At 74.9% G+C, this 18,492-nt stretch carries 20 protein-coding genes; 14 read left to right on the plus strand and 6 right to left on the minus strand.

Annotated features, from left to right (window positions below):
- Positions 1-16: 16 nt before the first annotated feature.
- From ACTWO6_RS15140 to ACTWO6_RS15155, 4 genes are all read right to left on the minus strand, one after another.
- The gene (locus ACTWO6_RS15140) at positions 17-748 is read right to left on the minus strand and encodes an STAS domain-containing protein (protein ID WP_446220252.1); all 732 of its coding nucleotides are present in this window, start codon (positions 746-748) and stop codon (positions 17-19) included.
- Between the two features lie 88 nt (positions 749-836).
- Positions 837-1,289 carry a DUF4383 domain-containing protein gene (locus ACTWO6_RS15145; protein ID WP_446220668.1) on the minus strand — a complete coding sequence of 151 codons (453 nt, stop codon included), beginning with the start codon at positions 1,287-1,289 and terminating at the stop codon, positions 837-839.
- Positions 1,290-1,404: 115 nt separating this feature from the next.
- Positions 1,405-2,559: a glycosyltransferase gene (locus ACTWO6_RS15150; protein ID WP_446220253.1), complete on the minus strand. Its 1,155-nt coding sequence runs from the start codon at positions 2,557-2,559 to the stop codon at positions 1,405-1,407.
- A gap of 130 nt (positions 2,560-2,689) precedes the next feature.
- Positions 2,690-3,703, minus strand: coding sequence for a glucosyl-3-phosphoglycerate synthase (locus ACTWO6_RS15155; protein WP_446220254.1), 1,014 nt, complete (start codon positions 3,701-3,703; stop codon positions 2,690-2,692).
- Between the two features lie 217 nt (positions 3,704-3,920).
- On the opposite strand from ACTWO6_RS15155, the gene ACTWO6_RS15160 reads away from it, so the two are divergent.
- The 7 genes from ACTWO6_RS15160 (at position 3,921) to ACTWO6_RS15190 (ending at position 12,611) form a co-directional block, all read left to right on the plus strand.
- Positions 3,921-4,952 (plus strand): Gfo/Idh/MocA family protein, encoded by a 1,032-nt coding sequence (locus tag ACTWO6_RS15160; protein WP_446220255.1) that lies wholly within the window; start codon positions 3,921-3,923, stop codon positions 4,950-4,952.
- The gene (locus tag ACTWO6_RS15165; protein ID WP_446220256.1) at positions 4,945-6,033 is read left to right on the plus strand and encodes a zinc-binding dehydrogenase; all 1,089 of its coding nucleotides are present in this window, start codon (positions 4,945-4,947) and stop codon (positions 6,031-6,033) included. The genes ACTWO6_RS15160 and ACTWO6_RS15165 overlap by 8 nt, the downstream gene beginning before the upstream one ends.
- Before the next feature lie 77 nt (positions 6,034-6,110).
- A complete protein-coding gene (locus ACTWO6_RS15170; protein WP_446220257.1) occupies positions 6,111-7,859 on the plus strand; it encodes an ABC transporter ATP-binding protein in 1,749 nt (582 codons plus the stop codon).
- A gap of 111 nt (positions 7,860-7,970) precedes the next feature.
- Positions 7,971-10,265 carry an accessory Sec system translocase SecA2 gene (gene secA2 / locus ACTWO6_RS15175; RefSeq protein ID WP_446220258.1) on the plus strand — a complete coding sequence of 765 codons (2,295 nt, stop codon included), beginning with the start codon at positions 7,971-7,973 and terminating at the stop codon, positions 10,263-10,265.
- A 190-nt stretch (positions 10,266-10,455) separates the two neighbouring features.
- Positions 10,456-11,196: a GAF and ANTAR domain-containing protein gene (locus ACTWO6_RS15180; RefSeq protein WP_446220669.1), complete on the plus strand. Its 741-nt coding sequence runs from the start codon at positions 10,456-10,458 to the stop codon at positions 11,194-11,196.
- Between the two features lie 76 nt (positions 11,197-11,272).
- Positions 11,273-11,773: a DUF2231 domain-containing protein gene (locus ACTWO6_RS15185; protein WP_446220259.1), complete on the plus strand. Its 501-nt coding sequence runs from the start codon at positions 11,273-11,275 to the stop codon at positions 11,771-11,773.
- Positions 11,774-11,852: 79 nt separating this feature from the next.
- The gene (locus ACTWO6_RS15190; protein WP_446220260.1) at positions 11,853-12,611 is read left to right on the plus strand and encodes a class I SAM-dependent methyltransferase; all 759 of its coding nucleotides are present in this window, start codon (positions 11,853-11,855) and stop codon (positions 12,609-12,611) included.
- A gap of 22 nt (positions 12,612-12,633) precedes the next feature.
- On the opposite strand, the gene ACTWO6_RS15195 is transcribed toward ACTWO6_RS15190, so the two are convergent.
- Both ACTWO6_RS15195 and ACTWO6_RS15200 read right to left on the minus strand, forming a co-directional pair.
- Positions 12,634-13,557 carry a DUF3500 domain-containing protein gene (locus ACTWO6_RS15195; protein WP_446220670.1) on the minus strand — a complete coding sequence of 308 codons (924 nt, stop codon included), beginning with the start codon at positions 13,555-13,557 and terminating at the stop codon, positions 12,634-12,636.
- 68 nt (positions 13,558-13,625) lie between these two features.
- Positions 13,626-14,018 (minus strand): ankyrin repeat domain-containing protein, encoded by a 393-nt coding sequence (locus tag ACTWO6_RS15200; RefSeq protein WP_446220261.1) that lies wholly within the window; start codon positions 14,016-14,018, stop codon positions 13,626-13,628.
- A 70-nt stretch (positions 14,019-14,088) separates the two neighbouring features.
- On the opposite strand from ACTWO6_RS15200, the gene ACTWO6_RS15205 reads away from it, so the two are divergent.
- The 7 genes from ACTWO6_RS15205 to ACTWO6_RS15235 all read left to right on the plus strand — a co-directional run bounded on the left by ACTWO6_RS15205 (position 14,089) and on the right by ACTWO6_RS15235 (position 18,472).
- On the plus strand, positions 14,089-14,466 hold the full coding sequence (locus ACTWO6_RS15205) for a signal peptidase I (RefSeq protein ID WP_446220262.1): 378 nt from the start codon (positions 14,089-14,091) through the stop codon (positions 14,464-14,466).
- Positions 14,467-14,585: 119 nt separating this feature from the next.
- Entirely contained in the window at positions 14,586-15,038 is a 453-nt protein-coding gene (locus ACTWO6_RS15210; RefSeq protein ID WP_446220671.1) for a cysteine dioxygenase, read from the plus strand.
- 62 nt (positions 15,039-15,100) lie between these two features.
- Positions 15,101-15,592: a rhodanese-like domain-containing protein gene (locus ACTWO6_RS15215; protein WP_446220263.1), complete on the plus strand. Its 492-nt coding sequence runs from the start codon at positions 15,101-15,103 to the stop codon at positions 15,590-15,592.
- Positions 15,593-15,645: 53 nt separating this feature from the next.
- Entirely contained in the window at positions 15,646-16,245 is a 600-nt protein-coding gene (locus tag ACTWO6_RS15220; protein ID WP_446220264.1) for a winged helix-turn-helix domain-containing protein, read from the plus strand.
- Between the two features lie 344 nt (positions 16,246-16,589).
- Positions 16,590-17,198: a winged helix-turn-helix domain-containing protein gene (locus ACTWO6_RS15225; RefSeq protein WP_130335014.1), complete on the plus strand. Its 609-nt coding sequence runs from the start codon at positions 16,590-16,592 to the stop codon at positions 17,196-17,198.
- 50 nt (positions 17,199-17,248) lie between these two features.
- Positions 17,249-17,887, plus strand: coding sequence for a uridine kinase (locus ACTWO6_RS15230; RefSeq protein WP_446220265.1), 639 nt, complete (start codon positions 17,249-17,251; stop codon positions 17,885-17,887).
- Between the two features lie 186 nt (positions 17,888-18,073).
- Positions 18,074-18,472 carry a TraR/DksA family transcriptional regulator gene (locus tag ACTWO6_RS15235; protein WP_130335017.1) on the plus strand — a complete coding sequence of 133 codons (399 nt, stop codon included), beginning with the start codon at positions 18,074-18,076 and terminating at the stop codon, positions 18,470-18,472.
- Positions 18,473-18,492: the final 20 nt, after the last annotated feature.

Genomic DNA, 18,492 nt, shown 5'->3' on the forward strand with positions numbered 1-18,492 from the left:
AGAGCGGAAAATTCGGTCAGTTCGCCGGTAGCATCGCCCAGACGACCTTGCCGTCACCCGTCGGCGCGCTGCCCCAGCGCTGGGTCAGCTCGCGGACCAGCAGCAGCCCCCGGCCCCCCTCGGCCCGCAGGTCCTGCCCGGCCGCGGCCCGGGCCGCGACCCGGCTGCCGTCCGTCACGGCCAGCTGGAGGTACGGCCACCGCAGGGTCACCGTGACCTGCATCGGCGTGCCGGCGTGCCGGACCACGTTCCCCACCAGCTCGGTCAGCACCAGCGAGGCCGGCCCGATCAGCTCGGGGATGTTCCACCGCCCGCAGGCGTCGGTGACCAGCTCCCGGGCCCGTCGGCAGGCGCCGGCGACCGGCTCCAGCCGGGCCCGCAGCCGCGGCGCCGCCGACGCGCCGGCCAGCGCGGTGGCCTCCGCGCAGTCGGGCCGCACCGGCACCACCCGGCACGCGGTCGTCTCGGCGAGCCAGGCCGCCGCGTCCGGCGGCGGGGCGCAGAGCACCACCGGCACCGCGGGCCAGTCGGCGGCCCGCCGGGCGGCGGCGGCGAAGACGGAGAGCGCCAGCCGGTCGACCACGTCGACCTCGGCCAGGTCGACCACCAGGGCGTCCGGCTGGGCGGTGAGGCAGCGGTCCAGCACGGTGTGCACCGTGCGCATGGTCGCCAGGTCGAGCGCGCCCGTAAGCCGTACGAGGGTGACCGGCGACTCGTCGCGGACCTCGCAGCTGATCCGGCTCGGCATGGCGCCCTCGATTCCGTCTCGTCGCGGACCTGCGAACTACCCGCCGCCCAGCCCGGTCAAACCGGACCAGCCGCCCACCCGGTTCTGCTCAGCGACGATTCACGCCGCGCGTGGTGAGCAGGCCGAGGGCGATCATGCCGATGCCGAGGAACAAGTGGAGCCAGTTGTCGGCCCCGTTGAGCGGGATGAAGTTCGCTCCGCTGGAGTGGTCGACCACCAGGCCGTAGAGCCAGAGCACCAGATAGATGGCGCCTCCGCCGATCAGGTACGTCCGGGCGCCGGAGACCGTCCGGGACAGCGCCAGGCCGGCGATGCCGAAGAGCAGGTGCACGATGTTGTGCAGCACCGAGACCTGGAACAGGCCGAACAGCTTCGCGTCCGACTCGTGGCCGGCGAAGTACAGGTCGTCGAAGTTGCTGGTGATCCCCGGTATGAAGCCGAGCACGCCGATGATCAGGAAGATCACGCCGACGGCGGCCGCGGCCCGGCGTACGGGGGCGCGGCCGTCGGCCGGGTTGCGCCTGCCCCGGGAGTGGGCCATCGAGTTCGTCACGACGTCTCCTCACCTGGAACGGACGGCGTGGCTTCCCGTTCCGGCGGGCGGCAAACGCCGGCCCGGCCACCCCTCGCGGTTCGGCCGGGCCGGGTTAGGGCGCTCAGGCGGGCAACAGGGGGCGGGCGGCCAGCTGGCGGACCCGCTCGTACAGCTCGACGTACCGCTCGGCCATCATCGCCGGGGTGAACCGGGCGGCCGCCTCGCGCCGGCATTCGTCCGGGTCCAGCAGGCCGGCGGCCAGCACCAGCTCGCCCAGCTCCTCCTCGTCGGTGGTGAGCAGCCCGGTGCGCCCGTGCTCGATCAGCTCGGGCAGGCAGCCGCGGGCCGTGGAGACCACCGGCGTACCCAGGGCGAGGGACTCGACCACCGCGGTGCCGCCGGGCTCCTCCCAGCGCAGCGGGAAGAGCGAGGCGCGGGCGCCGGCGAGCAGGTCGTCGCGCTCCTGGCCGGCGACCGTGCCCACCCAGCGGACCAGGTCGCCGTCGACGTGCGGGGCGACGTGGTCGTAGAAGAACCGCACGTCCGGGTTCTGCCGGGCCTCGTCGCCGGCCGCGGCCAGGTCCTCCGGCCGGTGGTACGGCCCGACCGGGCCGGCCAGCACCAGCGGGAAGCCCACCTGCTGGGCCAGCCGGGCGCCGAGGTCCTGGCCCTTGCCCGGGTTGATCCGGCCGAGAATGATCAGGTAGTCGCCCTTGTCCACCAGGGGTCGGCGGTCCGCGTCGACGGCGAGCGGGGTGGACAGGTGCACGTGCCCCACCGAGTGGTCGCGCAGCGCCTGCGGGGCGCGGGCCAGCTGCGAGGCGGAGACGCCGTTGACCCGGACCCGGTCGCCGCCGTCCAGGTTGCCGTAGAGCTCCGGGTGCTTGGCCAGGTCCCAGTGCAGGGTGTGCAGCGCCGGCGGGGCGTCCGGGCCCATCGCGGCCATGGTGGCCAGCCCGACCGCCTCCACGTGGTCGTGCACCAGGTCGATGTCGTCGCGGGTGTGCAGCGCGCGCACCACCCCGCTCAGGTGCGCCTGGGAGACCCCGCAGACCTGGTTGTACGGCCGCTGCAGGGCGTGGAACTGGCCGTCCGGGAAGACCGAGATCTTCTCGTCGACCGGCAGGGTGCTGGTCTCCACGGAGGCCAGCACGACTCGGACGCCGAGCCGGCGCAGCTCGGGCACCAGGGTCGCCACCACGTTCTCGATCCCGCCGTAGCCGGGGGGCGGCACGGACAACCAGGGACCGGCGTTCATCAGGACGGTGAGACTCATCGTGTCGGGTTCCTTCCCTCGGCGGCGCCCCCGTCGGCCCTCCGCGTGCCAGCGACCGGCCCCGCGGGCCGGCCGTCACCGCTGCGCGCCGGTCGCCCGGACCGGCCGTCGCCACCGTCGCCCGGTGGCCTCACGCCGCCACCCGCCGCCGCGGCACCCGGTGCCGAAGCTGCGCCAGCGGCGGGCGCTCCTCGATCGAGACGTCGCTGACCACGATCTCGCGGTCCAGGTTGGGCAGCGCGTCGGAGCCACCCCGCCTGAACTGGGTGAGCAGGGCCGCCGGCGTGGTGTTCGGGCTGGCCCAGCCGCGACGCTGCAGCCGGGACCAGGCGGTCAGCATGATCTGGGCGGACATCCGGCCCAGCGCCGCGGTGTCCTGGTGACGGTGCTTGCGCTCACCCAGGTCCACCTGGGCCAGCGCGTCGAGGCCGACCAGCTCCAGCAGGTCGATCAGCATCGCCGTCTCCACGCCGTAGCCGGAGACGAACGGCACCTGCTCGAGCACCTCCCGGCGGCCCGCGTACTCGCCGGCGAGGGGTTGCACGAAGCCGGCCAGCTCCGGCCAGAAGAGGTTGAGCAGCGGCCGGGCCATCAGCTCGGTCACCCGGCCACCGCCGTCGGCCTCGACGCTGGTCGCGCCCACCAGCGGCCGGTGGTAGAAGCCTTTGACGAAGTCGACCGACGGGTCGGTCAGCAGCGGGCCGATCAGTCCGGTGACGAAGTGCGGCCGGAACTCGCGCAGGTCGGCGTCTACGAAGGCGACCACGTCACCCTCGGCGGCGGCCAGGCCGGCCCAGAGCGCGTCGCCCTTGCCGCTCAGCTGGGGCAGCCCCCGGGTCATCGCGTCCTGGCTGACCACCTCGGCCCCGGCGGCGCGGGCCACCTGGGCGGTCCGGTCGGTCGACCGGGAGTCGACCACGATCAGCTCGTCGACGAGAGGGAGTCGGTCCATCAGGTGCTCGCGGATCGTCGACACGATCGCGCCGACGGTGGCCTCTTCGTTACGGGCGGGCAGCACCACGCTGACCCGCTGGTCACCCTTGGCGCGCAGCAGGCGCCGTGCCGGCCAGTCGTTGGCCGACGTGGTCCGATAGGTGGCCCAGGCCTCCACCACCGGTGAGACGATCGATTCTGTATCCCGCACAGGCACACCCCCAGGTCGTGGCGGAAACGCGGGGAGGGGATTTCCCATTACCGACCCCGCGCTAACCGGATCATGCCTATCAGCTTGATCACGCCCGGGCACCGGCCGGTTCCCGGCGGATGAAGGTCTGATTGCGCCGGCCGCCGGGTTTGGTGGGGTGCCGGCAGGGGGAGAGCTGTCCGGGTAGTCGTGAAACCGTGGCGAGAGGGTCTGTGGAATGCGCGCGTGCCGGGTGGGACTGGTAGGGGCCGGCGGGGTGGCGCAACGCCACGCCCGGGTGTTGACCGGCTTCGAGGACGTGGAACTGCTCGGGGTGACCGACGTGGCCCGGGACGCGGCGGAGGCGCTGGCCGGGACGCACGGCGCCCGCGCCTTCGCCGATGTGGACGAACTGCTCGCCGCCGGCCCGGACGCCGTGTACGTCTGCGTGCCGCCGTTCGCGCACGGGCCGATCGAGGAGGCGGTGATCGCCGCCGGCGTGCCGATGTTCGTGGAGAAGCCGGTCGCGGTGGACCTGGAGACCGCGGAGCGGGTCGCCGCCCTGGTGGAGCGGCGGCAGCTGCTGACCGCGGTCGGCCATCACTGGCGTTACCTGCACGTGGTCGAGCAGGCCCGGGAGCTGCTCGCCGACCGCCCGGTGCGGATGGTCAACGGCGCCTGGCTGGACAAGGTGCCGCCGGTGGCCTGGTGGGCCCGGCGGGACCGCTCCGGCGGCCCGGTGGTCGAGCAGGCCGCGCACGTGCTCGACCTGATCCGCGCGCTGGTCGGCGAGGCCACCGAGGTGACCGCGTACGGCGACGGCGCCCCGCCGCCGGTCGACGGCGCCGACATCGACTCGGTCACCGCGGCGGCGCTGCGCTTCCAGAACGGCGCGGTCGGCACGCTCGCCGCGGCGTGCGTGATGACCTGGAAGCACCGGGCCGGCCTGGAGATTCTCGCCGACGGGCTGGCGCTGTCGCTGGCCGAGGACGGGCTGACCATCTGCGACGCGGACGGCGAGCGGCACCTGCCCGCCGACCCGGACGGCGCCCGGACGGCCGTCGACCGGGCCTTCGTCGACGCAGTACGGGGGATCGGCGACGACGTCCGGGTCCCGTACGCGGAGGCCCTGCGCACCCAGCGGCTGGCTCTCGCGGTGGCCGAGTCCGCGCGGACCGGGCGCAGCGTCTCGCTGCCCACCGGGCCGGCCGCGCGGCCGCGGACGGCCGTGGTGGACGCCGCGCCCGCGGGGGTGACCGTCGATGCGTGACAAGGTCGTGGTGGTCAGCGGCCCCGGGCGGGTGGAGCTGGTCGAGCAGGACGCCGTTGAGCTGCGGGACGGCACGTTCCGGGTGGAGACGCTCTACAGCGGCGTCTCCGCCGGCACCGAACTGAGCTACGTCAAGGGCACCAATCCCTACCTCAACGTCACCTGGAACGCCGGCCTCGGCCTGTTCCAGCCGGGGGAGGCGACCGCCCCGTACCCGGTGGACCGGCTCGGCTACATGCAGGTCGGCCGGGTGGTGGAGAGCCGTACCCCGGCGATCGGGGTCGGGACCGTCGGCGCGATGACCTACGGGCACCGCACCGGGTACGTCGCCGACCCGGTCGCCGAACGCTTCGTGCCGCTGCCGGAGGACCTCGACCCACTGCTCGGCGTCTACGTCGCGCACATGGGTCCGATCTGCGCCAACGGCCTGCTGCACGCCGCGGCCGACCTGTGCGGCACCGACGTCCGCTCGCTCGGCGACGGCGTGCGCGGCCGCCGGGTCGCGGTCGTCGGCAGCGGCGTCGTCGCGCTGCTCACCGCGCTGCTCGCCCGGCGGCACGGGGCCGCCTCGGTGGTGGTGCTGGACCCGACCCCGCAGCGGCGAGAGGTGGCTGAGGCGCTGGGCCTGGAGACCCTCGACCCGGAGGCCGACGACCCGGCGGTGGTGCTCAAGACCCGGTGGAACCACGCCGCCGGCGACCGCGGCGCCGACGTGGTGTTCCAGTGCCGGGGCCAGGCCTGGGCGCTGCACCTCGCCCTGCGCCTGCTGCGCCCCCAGGGCACGGTCATCGACCTGGCCTTCTATCAGGCGGGCGCGGACGAGGTCCGGCTCGGCGAGGAGTTCCACCACAACGGCCTGTCGCTGCGCTGCGCCCAGATCGGGCGGGTGCCGCGCGGGCTCGCCCCCCTCTGGGACCGGGAGCGGCTCTCCGCGGAGACCATCGAGCTGCTCCGGCAGTACGGCGACGTGATCCGCAAGCATCTGGTCTCGGCGGTGGTGCCGTTCGAGGAGGCGCCGGCGTTGCTGACCGACCTGGCCGAGCGGCGCCGGTCGGAGCTCCAGGTCGTGCTCACGCCCTGAGCCGGCGGTTCACGGGGTTCGCCGCCGGCTGCCGGCCACCGACCGGCGGGGATGACCGGGCCGGCTACCGTGCTGCCATGACCACGGACGCCGCCCGCCCGCCCGGGCTCGCCGCCCTGCTGCCGTACCTGCGCGCCCACCGCGGCACCCTCGCCGTGGTGGGCGTGCTGTCGCTGGCCGGCGCCGGGGCCTCCCTCGGGCAGCCCCTGCTCACCCGGGTGGTGCTGGACCGGATGACCGCCGCCCGGCCGATCGCCGGGCTCGTCGTGGCGCTGGTGGCCCTGGTGGTGGCCGGCGCGGCGGTCGGCGGGCTCCGCGACTACCTGCTGCAACGGACCGCGGAGGGGCTGGTGCTGGGCACCCGCCGTCGGCTCGCCGGGCACCTGCTGCGGCTGCCGATCGCCGAGTACGATCGCCGGCGCACCGGCGACCTGCTCTCCCGGGTCGGCTCGGACACCACCCTGCTGCGGGCGGTGGTCACCTCCGGGCTCTTCGAGACCGTCACCGGGGCCGTGATGGTGCTCGGCGCCGGGACCGCGATGCTGCTGCTCGATCCGCCGCTGTTCGGGGTGACGCTGGGTGCCGTCGCGGTCGGCATCGGGTTCGCCCTCACCGGGGCCCGCCGGGTACGCGGGCTGGCCCGCCGGGCCCAGGAGCGCGTCGGTGAGATGACCTCCGCCGTCGAGCGGGCCATCTCGGCCGCCCGCACCATCCGGGCCAGCCGGGCCGAGACGCGGGAGGCGGAGACCGTCGCCGGCAGCGCCGCCGAGGCGTACGCGGCGGGGCTGCGGGTGGCCCGGGTGCAGGCGCTGGTCGGTCCGGCCAGCACGGTCACCATCCAGGGCGCCTTCCTGCTCGTGCTGGCCGTCGGCGGGGCGCGGGTGGCCGCCGGGGCGATCAGCGTCGGCGACCTGGTCGCCTTCGTGATGTTCCTGTTCTTCCTGGTGCTGCCGCTTGGGCAGGCGGTGCACGCGTACACCCAGCTGCAGAGCGGGCTGGGCGCCCTCGCCCGGATCGAGGAGATCCTCGCCGTACCCGAGGAGGGGGCCGGCGACCGACGGGCCCGGCCGGTGGCGGCTCCGGCGGCCGGCGGGCCGGCGGCGATCCAGTTCGACCGGGTCGGGTTCGGCTACCCGGGCGGGCCGCCCGTGCTGCACGGGGTGAGCTTCACCGTGCCGGCCGGTACCCGGACCGCCCTGGTCGGCCCCTCCGGCGCCGGCAAGTCGACCCTGCTGGCCCTGGTCGAACGCTTCTACGAGGTTACCGGGGGCGCGCTCCGCCTGGACGGGGTGGACGTGCGCGACCTGCCCCGCGAGGCGCTGCGGGCCCGGCTCGGGTACGTCGAGCAGGAGGCCCCGGTGCTCGCTGGCACGCTGCGGGAGAACCTGCTGATCACCGCGCCGGGCGCCCCGGACGACCGGCTCCGGGCCGTCCTCGACGAGGTCAACCTGGGGCACCTGGCCGAGCGGGCGCCCGAGGGGCTGGGCGTGCAGGTCGGTGAGGGCGGCGTGCTGCTCTCCGGGGGTGAGCGGCAGCGGCTGGCCATCGCCCGGACGCTGCTGGCGGGCCCGCCGGTGCTCCTGCTGGACGAGCCGACCAGCAACCTCGACGCCCGCAACGAGGCGGCGCTGCGCCGGGCCATCGACGCGGTGGCGGTCCGGCGCACCCTGTTGATCGTGGCGCACCGCCTCTCCACCGTCGTGGACGCGGACCAGATCGTGGTCCTCGACGGGGGCCGGGTGGTCGCCGTCGGCAGCCACGACGAGCTGACCGTGACCAGCCCCCTCTACCGGGAGCTGGCCACCCATCAGCTCCTCGTCAGCTGACCCTGCGGCAAAGGCCCTGAGCTGGGCGGATGCCGCCGATTCCGGACACCGGCGCGACCTGCCGACCGCCGGGCCGCACAATCGCGTTCGGTTCGCGTACCGTTGCCGCTCATGGGTGTGTCGCAACGGTTGAAGAGCAGGTTCCGGCAGTTCCTCCAGCGGCCGGGAACCACGGTCGAGCTGGCCCCGCTGGAGAAGCTGCTGCCGGCCATCGAGGCGCGCGAGGAGGAGCTGCAGGCGCTCGACGACGCCGAGCTGACCGAGGCCGCCGGCGCCGCCACCGGGTACGAGGAGATCTGCGCGGTCGGCCGGGAGGCCGCCCGCCGCGGCCTGGACCAGCGGCCGTACGACGTGCAGCTGCTCGGCGCGATGGCGCTGCTCTCCGGCAAGGTCGCCGAGATGGCCACCGGTGAGGGCAAGACGCTCACCGCCACCGTCGCCGCGTACGGGCACGTGCGGATGGGCAACGGCCCGGTCCACGTGCTCACCGTCAACGACTACCTGGCCCGCCGCGACGCCGAGTGGATGGGCCCGGTCTACACCCTGCTCGGGCTCACCGTCGGCTGGGTCAACGAGGCGTCCACCCCCGCGGAGCGGCGCGCCGCGTACGCCTGCGACGTCACCTACGTCTCGGTCAGCGAGGCCGGCTTCGACTACCTGCGCGACCAGCTCGTCACGGACATCGACGACCGGGTCCAGCAGCCGCTGCGGACCGCCATCGTCGACGAGGCCGACTCGATCCTGATCGACGAGGCCCGGGTGCCGATGGTCCTCGCCGGCGCCGTCCCCGGCGAGCAGGACCCGGTGCACGCGGCCGCCGCGCTGGTGCGCGGGCTGCGCAAGGGCGGGCACTACACCGTCGCCGAGGACGGCCGCAGCGTCGCCTTCACCGCCGCCGGCCTGGCCACCGTCGAGGCCAAGCTCGGCGGCATCGACCTGTACGACGAGGAGCACGTCGGGCAGCTCTCCGCGGTGAACGTGGCGCTGCACGCGCACGCCCTGCTGCACCGTGACGTCGACTACATCGTCCGGGACGGCTCGGTCGAGCTGATCGACGAGATGCGCGGCCGGGTGGCCCAGCGCCGCCGCTGGCCGGACGGGCTCCAGGCCGCGGTCGAGGCGAAGGAGGGCCTGGACGCGACCGCCGAGGGCGAGGTGCTCGGCACGATCGCCGTGCAGGCGTTCATCGCGCTCTACCCGAAGGTCTGCGGGATGACCGCGACCGCGGTGCTCGTCGGCGACCAGCTGCGGGAGTTCTTCGGCCTCGAGGTGGCGGTGATCCCGCCGAACACGCCGTGCGTCCGCGAGGACGAGCCGGACCGGATCTACGCCACCCGGGCCGAGAAGGTGGAGGCGCTGATCGACGAGATCAAGCGCTGCCACGAGCAGGGCCGGCCGGTGCTGGTCGGCACCCTGGACGTGAAGGAGTCCGAGGGGCTGGCCGCCGGGCTGCACGCCGCGGGGGTGCCCTGCGTGGTGCTCAACGCCAAGAACGACGACGAGGAGGCGGCGATCATCGCCGAGGCCGGCGCGTACGGCGCGGTGACCGTCTCCACCCAGATGGCCGGCCGGGGCGTCGACATCCGGCTCGGCGGCAGCGACCAGGCCGACCAGGAGCGGGTGGCCGAGCTGGGCGGCCTGTACGTGATCGGCAGCGGCCGGCACGACAGCCGCCGGGTCGACGACCAGCTGCGGGGTCGGGCCGGCCGGCAGGGCGACCCGGGCGGTTCGGTCTTTCTCGTCAGCCTGGAGGACGACCTGGTGGTCCGGCACGCCGGCGACGCCGTCCCGGCCTCGCCGCGGATGAACGCCGACGGCCTGGTCACCGACCCCGAGGTGGACTACGCGGTGGAGCACGCCCAGCGGGTCGCCGAGGGCGTCAACCACGAGATCCACCGCAACACCTGGCGCTACAGCGTGGTGATCGAGCAGCAGCGCAAGGCCCTCGCGGAGCGGCGCGAGCGGCTGCTCACCAGCGACATCGCCGCGCTGATGCTGCTGGAGCGGGTGCCGGAGAAGGCCGGCGAGATGGACGAGGACCTGCTTGCCGACGCGGCCCGGTCGATCGCCCTGTATCACCTGGACCGGCTCTGGGCCGACCACCTGGCCGAGCTCTCCGAGGTCCGGGAGGGCGTGCACCTGCGGGCGCTGGGCCGGCTCGACCCCCTCGACGAGTTCCACCGCAGCGCCGTGCCCGCGTTCAACGCGCTGATCCCCGAGATCGAGACGCGGACCATCGCCACCTTCGAGGAGACCGAGTTCGACGAGGGCTGGGAGCCGGACGCCTCGAAGCTGGTCCGGCCGACCGCCACCTGGACGTACCTGGTGCACGACAACCCGTTCGGCTCGGAGCTGGACCGGTTGATCGCCTCCATCGGGCGACGGCTCATCTCCGGTTCCCGCTGACCGTCACAGGGGTCCCTTCCGACGCGCCGGCCGCGTGGAAGGGACCCCTTTGCACGGTTTCGATCCTGATTTGGGAGGGTAGTAGCCCGGGGCTTTCGAGTCAGGGAGAGGCAGCGGGGATGACACAGGCAATGGGACTGGACGGGGACACCGCGTGGTCGTACGCGCCGGGGGCGGGGACCGCGAGCCGGTGAACCTGGACACGCGGGAGTCGACCATCGACACGCTGGGCGTGCTGGAGACCGCGGCACTGCTGCGGGAGCTCACCGCCGGCCTGATCACGGTCACCGACTTCGACGAGGCGCTGGAGCAGCTGGTCCGGATCGCCCGGGACGCCGTACCGGGGGTGGCCTGCTGCGGCTTCACCGCGCTGCGGGCCGGCGAGCCGGCCGGCGTGGCCGCCTCCGACCCCCGGCTGGCCGAGCTGGACGACCTGCGGCACGGCCCCGACTCGCCGGCGATGAGCGCCATCCGCCGCCGCGAGATGATCATCGCGGAGGACCTGACCCAGGAGTCGCGGTGGCCGGCCTGGACCACCCGGGCCCGCGGCCTGGGCGTACGCGGGGTGATCTCCGCGCCGGTCGACGTCGACGAGCAGGTGATCGGCGCGATCAACCTGTACGCCGAGGCGACGCCCGGGCTGACCACCCGGCACCAGCTCACCGCGATGCTCCTCGCCGAGCACGCCGGGCTGCTGCTGGCCGCGGTCCGGGACCGGGCCCGGCAGGCGGCGACGGCCGGTCAGCTGGACGCCACCCTGCTGGAGGAGGGGGTCGTCGGGCAGGCCATCGGGGTGATCATGACCCAGCGCGGCTGCCCGGCCCCGGAGGCGCTGGACGTGCTCCGCAGCGCCGCCGCCTCGTTGGACATACCGCTGCGCGAGGTGGCCGAGCGGTTGGTGATCACCGTCTCCCGTCCCCGGGAGAGCTGAACGGCGTTCGTTTCGCCCCATTGGCGGTCGGGTAGCACTCTGGACTGGCGCACCGCACCGATCCTGGGAGGAACCGATGGAGAGCCGACTGCGGGTGCAGGGGAACCCCATCCAACCGATGCTGGTGACGTTCCCGTTCGGGCTCTTCGTCAGCGCCGCGGTGTTCGACCTGGCCGACGTCGCCGGCGGCCCCGCCTTCCTTGGCGAGGTGGGCTACTGGAGCGCCGTCGCCGCGCTGGTCGCGGCCGCCCTGGCCACCGTCGCCGGGATGGTCGACCTGTGGGACGTCCGGGCCGGCCGGACCCGCCGGACCGCGGTCACCTTCAACCTGGTCAACGCCGCGATGGCGGGGCTGTTCCTGCTCGCCTGCCTGATCCGGGCCCACGCGCCGCAGCGGGGCGCCACCGGCGCGCTGCTCGCCACCGAGCTGCTCGCCCTGGCCGTCGGCGCGGTCGGGGTCTGGCTCGGCGCCCGGCTGATGCGCCAGTTCGACCGGGGCCGCGTCGAGCCGAGCGGCTTCGAGGCGCTGGGCACGGTCACCGGCTCCACCGTCGAGATCGTCCGCCGGCCGGCCTGACGCGACGCCGAACCCCGTCGCCCCGGCCGGGCGGGAAATGCCATTGCCGGGTGCCGCCCGCCGGCGGCAGGCTCGCGGGATGGAAGCGGATCGTGACTTCGATGACCTGATCGCCGAGGGGGCCGGCGTGCCGGTCGACGGCTGGGACTTCTCCTGGCTCGCCGGGCGGGCCACCGAGGAGCGCCCGCCGTGGGGCTACGCCCGGCTGGTCGGCGCCCGGATGGCCACCGTCGCCGCCGCGCTGGACATCGACACGGGTGGGGGAGAGGTGCTCGCCGAGACGCCCACGCCGCCGCCGCTGCTGGTCGCCACCGAGGCCTGGCCGCCGAACGTCGAGGTCGCCCGCCGTACGCTGCGCCGGGTCGGCGCCACCGTGGTGCGGGTGGCCGAGACGCCCCCACTGCCGTTCCGGGACGGCGCGTTCGACCTGGTCACGAGCCGACACCCGGTGGAGACCTGGTGGGACGAGATCGCCCGGGTGCTCCGCCCCGGTGGGAGCTATCTGTCCCAGCAGATCGGGGCGGGCACGGTCCGCGAGCTGAGCGAGGCCGTCCTCGGCCCGCTCCCGCCGCCGGCCAGCCGGCACCCGGAGCAGGCGGTCGCCGCCGCCCGGGCCGCCGGCCTGGCGGTCGTCGACCTGCGTAGGGCCACCCTGCGGACGGTCTTCCACGACATCGCCGCCGTGGTGTACTTCCTGCGCAAGGTGATCTGGACCGTGCCCGGCTTCACCGTCGACCGCTACCGCGACGAGCTGCGCCGCCTGCACGACCGCATCCGCGCCGAGGGCCCCTTCGTCGCCCACGCCCAACGCTTCCTCATCGAAGCCCGCCACCCCTGACGGCCCCCCGCACGGGAGGGGGTCAGTGGGCGGTGGCGTGGTGGGCGGCGAGGACGTCGGCGCCGAAGTCGCTGGCCGGGCGGCGCAGGACGGTGTGCGCGTGGTTGCCGTCGTCGGTGGTGTTGTCGTACTCGATCAGCAGGTCGTCGCCCTGGACGCGGTAGTAGTGCCGCTGCCCCGGCCGGGTCGGGCCGGCCCAGGCGAAGTGCAGCTCCCCGCCGTCGAGCCGGTCGGCCTCCCGGGCGGCCAGCTCCGGCGGGAGGCGGTCGAGGTAGAGGGCGACGAGCTGGTCGAGCAGCGCCCGACCGGTCGCCGTGAGGCGGTTCCGGGGCACCCCGAGCGGGTCGAGCCGGCCGGGCGCGGTCGGCCGAGTGGCGCTGATGATGTCGGTGGGCGCCTCGTCCGCGACGATCGCGGCGGCCCGTCCCGCCGGTCCGAGCGCGTCGAGCAGCTCCCGGGCCAGGTCCTCCTCGGCGCCGAGCGGCCGGGAGACCGACCGGCCGGCGTGCCGGACCGTGGCCGGGTTGGCGCCGAAGAAGAGCGGGGCGGGGGAGACCTGGTCGTCGACCACGGTCATGCTCACCGAGAGGTGGTGCCCCTCGATTCGCCAGCCCCACCGGTCGTCGGCGCCCGGGTCGCCGAAGAGGGCCACCCAGTAGTCGCCGCTGTGCCGGCCGCGCCGCCAGCCCTCCGCCCGGTCGAGCACCTCCTCCAAGGCGATGATCGTCATCGCCTGCGCGTACGCCGGCGGGCTCAGCGCGGTGGCGAGCAGGCGGTGCGCCGCCTTGCGGGCCGCCACGTCCAGGTCGGCGAGGGGCACGCCGGGTCGGGGCCGGGGCCGGTACTCCAGCCACCGCCGGGCCGGCTCGTCGTCGAAGGCGTGGCCGGCGCGCCGCCGGCCCGACTCGTCGAGCGCCGCCAGCAGGGCGCTGGCCGCCGTGCGCATCTGCTCGGGTACGGGATCCTCCACCGACCCTGTATACCGTCCCGGCGGTCGGCGCGCCGGCAGGTGGGTCAGCTCCGGCCGAGCGCCGCCAGCATCTCCGGCAGGTCGAAGAAGCGGGCCGTCTCCACCGCCGAGGGGCTGCCGTGGTCCGGGTCGGCGCCGGCGTCGAGCAGCGCCCGTACCGCCTCGGTGTTCTTCCGGAAGATCGCCGCGGCGAGCGCCGTCTGGCCCCGGTCGTTGATCCGCCCGTGGTCGGCGCCCCGGGCCAGCAGCGCGGCCACGGTCGCCGGCTGGGCGTGGTACGCGGCGAGGATCAGCAGCGTGTCGCCCTTGCCGTTGGTCATGTTGACCGGCAGGCCGGCGTCGACGTATCCGGCCAGCTCCTCGGTCGCCCCGTCGCGCGCCAGGTCGAAAATCCGGTGCGCGAAGGCGAGCGTCTCCGCGTCGAGATCGTCGGTCATCCGTCCAGGTTAGTGGGACCCGGGCTGGCCGCGCCTGGTAGCTTGCCAGCCCGGCGGGCGGGAGGGGTGGATGGACGATTCGGTGTACGTCGGCAACGCGGGCGTGGACGGTGCCACCGACGCCGGCTGGCTGCTCGGCCACTTCAAGCCGCCGGGGGACGTCCGGCACAGCACCGAGGTCGAGGTGAAGTGGGGTGTGCACCCGGCGGGGGAGGCCCGGTCACAGTGGGCCACCGGTGAGCGGCGCACCGCGCTGCTGGTGCTGATCAGCGGCCGGTTCCGGGTGGAGCTGCCGGATCGCACGGTGGTGCTCGGCACGCCCGGCGACTACGTGGTGTGGGGCCGGGGCGTCGACCATTCCTGGTACGCGGAGCGGGAGTCGGTGGTGCTGACGGTGCGCTGGCCGTCGGTGGCCGGCTACCGGGTGGGCCCGCCGCTGGTCCGCTGACCGGCCGACGCGGCGGCCACAGTCGTCCCAGCATCCGGTATTACCTACTAAACCCATAGGGTTTGCCTTCTATGGTGGAGGGGTACGCGCCGCTCCGCACCCGGGAGGACGACCCGCCCATGACCAGCGCACACCCCGTCGACCTGCTCGCCCTCGCCGCCCGGCACGCGGACCCGGTGCGATGGCCCGTCCCGCTGCGCTTCGACCGGGCGCAGCGGTGGTACGCGCGGCTCGCGGCCGGGCCCGACCACGAGGTCTGGGCACTGAGCTGGCTGCCCGGGCAGGGCACCGACCTGCACGACCACGGCGGCTCGCCCGGAGCCTTCCTGGTCATCGCCGGCACCCTCACCGAGGAGACGGTCAGCGGCGACCGGCTGCGTCCACATCGGCTGGCCGCCGGCGCCGGCCGGCGCTTCGGCGCCCGGCACGTGCACGTCGTGACCAACCGGGGCGACCGACCGGCGGTCAGCGTGCACGTCTACCGGCCCGCGCTGCGCCGGATGACCCGCTACCGGCTCCGCGACGGGCAGCTCCTGATCGCCGACGTGGCCGAGGCCGGAGTGGCGTGGTGACGCCGCCCGGCGCGCGACCCCTCCCGCCCGCAGACCCGACATCCGCCTGGAAGGACCCGACCATGCCGCACACCCGGACCCGCCCCGAGAGCTGTCCGGTCCCGCCGCCCGGCGCCCGGGGGATCGACGAGATCCTCGCCGCCGCCCGCGCCCGGCTGCGCCGGCTCGACCCCGAGCAGGCCCACCTCGCGCACCGGTCGGGGGCCCTGCTGATCGACATCCGGCCGGCCGGCCAGCGCGCCGCGCACGGCACCGTCCCCGGCGCCCTCGCCGTGGAGCGCAACGTGCTCGAGTGGCGGTTCGACCCGCGCTGCCCGGCCCGGCTGCCCCAGGCCGTCGACTACGACGTGCCGGTGGTGATCCTCTGCCAGGAGGGCTACACCTCCTCGCTGGCCGCCGCCGCCCTCCAGGAGCTCGGCCTGCACCGGGCCACCGACGTGGCCGGCGGGTTCGCCGCCTGGCGCATCGCCGGGCTGCCCACCCTCGGCCCCACCCCGCCGCACCGCCCCTCGTCCGCCGCGCCACCGGTCACCGCCGGCCGGGCGCCCCGCTGACCGTCGCGCCGTACCCCGGCGTGGCGGGCGCGACCGCCAGCTCAGGAGGCTCCATGTCCGTCGTCGCCATCTCCCCGCGTCCACACCGGCCCGGCCGTACCGACCGGGCCGCGCCGTCCCGCACCGCGCCGGCCCTGACCATCACCCTCGAGATCGCCGCCGGTGCGCTGACGCCCGGCCTGGCCCGGCTGGTCGACCTGCTCGGCGAGCTGGCCGGGACGGGCGAGGGGGTGCTCCACCACGAAACCTCGGGCCCCGCCCTCGCCGGCCGGCCGCGCGCCGCCGTCCCGATTGACCCGCCCACGCACCCCGATCTGGTCGCCGGGCCGCCGGCCCCGCAGGCCGGTCCGGACCCGGTACGGATCCTGGCCGGCCCCAGGATCGTCCGCCAGGGTCCGCGGGAGATCCCGCTGACCCGGATCGAGTACGACCTGCTGCTCTTCCTCGCCGAGCACCCGCGTCGGGTCTTCACCCGCCGGCAGCTGCTCGCCGGCGTCTGGGGCTACGAGCACGCGGTGGCGCGCACCGTGGACGTGCACGTCCGCCGGCTGCGCGCCAAGCTCGGCGCCGACACCCCGCTGGTGACCACGGTGTACGGCGTGGGCTACCGGCTCGCCGACGAGGCCCGCGTCGAGGTGGACCGGGAGTGCTGAGCCGACGGGCGGGCCCTCGCCGCGCCGGGTGCCCGGGGTCGGATCCGCCACCCCGGGCGGCCGGCGTCCGCGCACTCTCCTCACGTTCCCCCGCCTGAGCAGCGGCCCCGCGACCCCACCGGCCAATGTGAACCGGCCGGGGACCCCCCTTGACGGGCCGACTCGGCGACTCTGCTGTAATCATCTGGCCTCGCACGGAGAGCGAGCGGGTGGCTCCGATGTGTTCGTCAATTGTCACATTCATGCAACGTAGCCGCCCCTTGACCCTCGCACAGGCGCCGGGAAGCATCGATGAAGCGGCGTCCCGGGCCGTGGGGAGATACCCGGACCAGCCAAGGAGGACCATGTCGGTCAGCCCCGCCTCGTCGCGCGCCGGATGGCATACGTCCCAACCCGCGGTTCCCGGTCGTCCCCCCGGCGGCCAGCGTCGCCCCGCGAACACCGCCGCACCCGTGCTCACGGTCACCCTGTCCATCCCGCTCGCCTGCGAGGAGTCCCTGACCCCACCCGCGCGCCGGCTGCTGGAGGCCGCCCGGGAGATGCTGGAACGCGGTGACGCGGTCATCACCAGCGGCGCCGGCCCGGTGGAGCGTCGCGCCGACCCGGTGCCGGCCGGCCGGTCCCCGTCCCGCCCCCTCGCACCGACCATCCCGACCCTGCACATCCTGGCCGCCTCCCGCTCGGTGCTGCGCGACGGCGAGCCGCTGCCGCTGACCCGACTGGAGTTCGACCTGCTGCTGCACCTGGTCGCCCACCCGCGCCGGGTCTTCACCCGGTTGCAGCTGCTCAACGCGGTCTGGGGGTACGAGCACGCCGGCGTCCGCACGGTGGACGTGCACGTCCGACGGCTGCGCGGCAAGGTCGGCGTGGACGTCCCCCTGGTCACCACCGTCTACGGCGTCGGCTACCGACTCTCCGACGACGCCCGCGTGACCATCGACCGCACCGGCTGAGCCAGCCGGGTCCTTGGTCGGCCACCGGGCCGGCCGGGCACCATGGTCGGATGCGCGTCCGTCCGATCACGCCCGAACGGCTCGTCGCCGAGCTGACCGACCGGCTCGCCGGCACCGCCGTGCCGGGCCGGCTCCGGGTGGCCGTCGACGGTCCGCCGGCGGCCGGCCCCGACGCGCTGGCCGCGGCCCTGGTCGACCCGCTGCGTGCCGCCGGGCGCCCGGTGCTGCACGTGCTCGCCGCCGACTTCCTCCGCCCCGCCTCGCTCCGGCTGGAACAGGGCCGGACCAACCCCGACGCCTACTACGAGGGCTGGGTCGACGAGACCGGGCTGCGCCGGGAGGTGCTCGACCCGGCGGGCGCGGACGGGTCGGGCCGGCTGCTCCCGTCGCTCTGGGACGCCGCCACCGACCGGGCCAGCCGGGCCGGGTACGTCGAGCTGCCCGCCGGTGGCGTGGTGCTGGTCAGCGGGGCGCTGCTGCTCGGCGGCGGGCTGCCCTTCGACGTCACCGTTCACCTGGTGCTCTCCCCGGCCGCGCTGGCGCGGCGTACCGATCCGGAGCTGCGCTGGACGCTGCCCGCCTTCGCCCGGTACGCCGACGAGGTCGCCCCGGCCTCCTTCGCCGACGTGGTGGTCCGGGTCGACGACCCCCGCCACCCGGCCGTGGTCGAGCCCGGGGACGCCGGCTGAGCGGCCGCCCGGCGAACCGGACGCTCGGGACGTCAGTGGCGAAAAAATCGTCGGTTTGATCCTTTCCGGCTGCGGGTAATCGCCCCGCTCACAGAGCACGGGTGATCTCACCCGGGCCACCGACGGACAGGTCCGGGGCGTTCACCGCCCCGGACCGATGTGAGGCCCCACGAAAGGCAGGCAGCGATGCTCGTCCACGACACGGTAGCCACGGGCCGGTCTCAGGCGGAGATCGACCAGATTAGGCAGTCCCTGCGGTCGCGCTACGACGAGCTGACCGCGGAGTACGACCAGGCCGTGCTGCAGAGCCAGGTGCTGCGCCTGGTGGAGGTCGGCGACACCGCCGGCGACGACCAGGCCGACAGCGGCACCAAGACGGCCGAACGGGACACCGCGCAGTCCCTGTTACGCACCATCCTGGACCGTCGCGCCCAGTTCGAGCACGCGCTGACCCGGCTCGAGGAGGGCACCTACGGGTTCTGCGAGGGTTGCTCCGCCCCGATCCCGGTGGAGCGGCTGGAGATCTTCCCCTCCGCCACCTCCTGCGTGGCCTGCAAGCAGACCCGGGAGCGGCGGGCCGCCTGAGCGCCGCCCGGGTTGCCGGT

This window comes from Micromonospora sp. IBHARD004, assembly GCF_052814115.1.

Excerpts from the sequence above, each read along its gene's own strand:
- ACTWO6_RS15225 (WP_130335014.1), top strand. The coding sequence starts at position 16,590 with ATGTCGGTCAGCCCCGCCTCGTCGCGCGCCGGATGGCATACGTCCCAA.
- ACTWO6_RS15235 (WP_130335017.1), top strand. The coding sequence starts at position 18,074 with ATGCTCGTCCACGACACGGTAGCCACGGGCCGGTCTCAGGCGGAGATC.
- ACTWO6_RS15170 (WP_446220257.1), top strand. The coding sequence starts at position 6,111 with ATGACCACGGACGCCGCCCGCCCGCCCGGGCTCGCCGCCCTGCTGCCG.
- ACTWO6_RS15160 (WP_446220255.1), top strand. The coding sequence starts at position 3,921 with ATGCGCGCGTGCCGGGTGGGACTGGTAGGGGCCGGCGGGGTGGCGCAA.
- ACTWO6_RS15185 (WP_446220259.1), top strand. The coding sequence starts at position 11,273 with ATGGAGAGCCGACTGCGGGTGCAGGGGAACCCCATCCAACCGATGCTG.
- ACTWO6_RS15210 (WP_446220671.1), top strand. The coding sequence starts at position 14,586 with ATGACCAGCGCACACCCCGTCGACCTGCTCGCCCTCGCCGCCCGGCAC.
- ACTWO6_RS15230 (WP_446220265.1), top strand. The coding sequence starts at position 17,249 with ATGCGCGTCCGTCCGATCACGCCCGAACGGCTCGTCGCCGAGCTGACC.
- ACTWO6_RS15215 (WP_446220263.1), top strand. The coding sequence starts at position 15,101 with ATGCCGCACACCCGGACCCGCCCCGAGAGCTGTCCGGTCCCGCCGCCC.
- ACTWO6_RS15195 (WP_446220670.1), bottom strand. The coding sequence starts at position 13,557 with ATGCGCACGGCGGCCAGCGCCCTGCTGGCGGCGCTCGACGAGTCGGGC.
- ACTWO6_RS15220 (WP_446220264.1), top strand. The coding sequence starts at position 15,646 with ATGTCCGTCGTCGCCATCTCCCCGCGTCCACACCGGCCCGGCCGTACC.
- ACTWO6_RS15150 (WP_446220253.1), bottom strand. The coding sequence starts at position 2,559 with ATGAGTCTCACCGTCCTGATGAACGCCGGTCCCTGGTTGTCCGTGCCG.
- ACTWO6_RS15190 (WP_446220260.1), top strand. The coding sequence starts at position 11,853 with ATGGAAGCGGATCGTGACTTCGATGACCTGATCGCCGAGGGGGCCGGC.
- ACTWO6_RS15140 (WP_446220252.1), bottom strand. The coding sequence starts at position 748 with ATGCCGAGCCGGATCAGCTGCGAGGTCCGCGACGAGTCGCCGGTCACC.
- ACTWO6_RS15165 (WP_446220256.1), top strand. The coding sequence starts at position 4,945 with ATGCGTGACAAGGTCGTGGTGGTCAGCGGCCCCGGGCGGGTGGAGCTG.
- secA2 (WP_446220258.1), top strand. The coding sequence starts at position 7,971 with ATGGGTGTGTCGCAACGGTTGAAGAGCAGGTTCCGGCAGTTCCTCCAG.
- ACTWO6_RS15205 (WP_446220262.1), top strand. The coding sequence starts at position 14,089 with ATGGACGATTCGGTGTACGTCGGCAACGCGGGCGTGGACGGTGCCACC.
- ACTWO6_RS15145 (WP_446220668.1), bottom strand. The coding sequence starts at position 1,289 with ATGGCCCACTCCCGGGGCAGGCGCAACCCGGCCGACGGCCGCGCCCCC.
- ACTWO6_RS15200 (WP_446220261.1), bottom strand. The coding sequence starts at position 14,018 with ATGACCGACGATCTCGACGCGGAGACGCTCGCCTTCGCGCACCGGATT.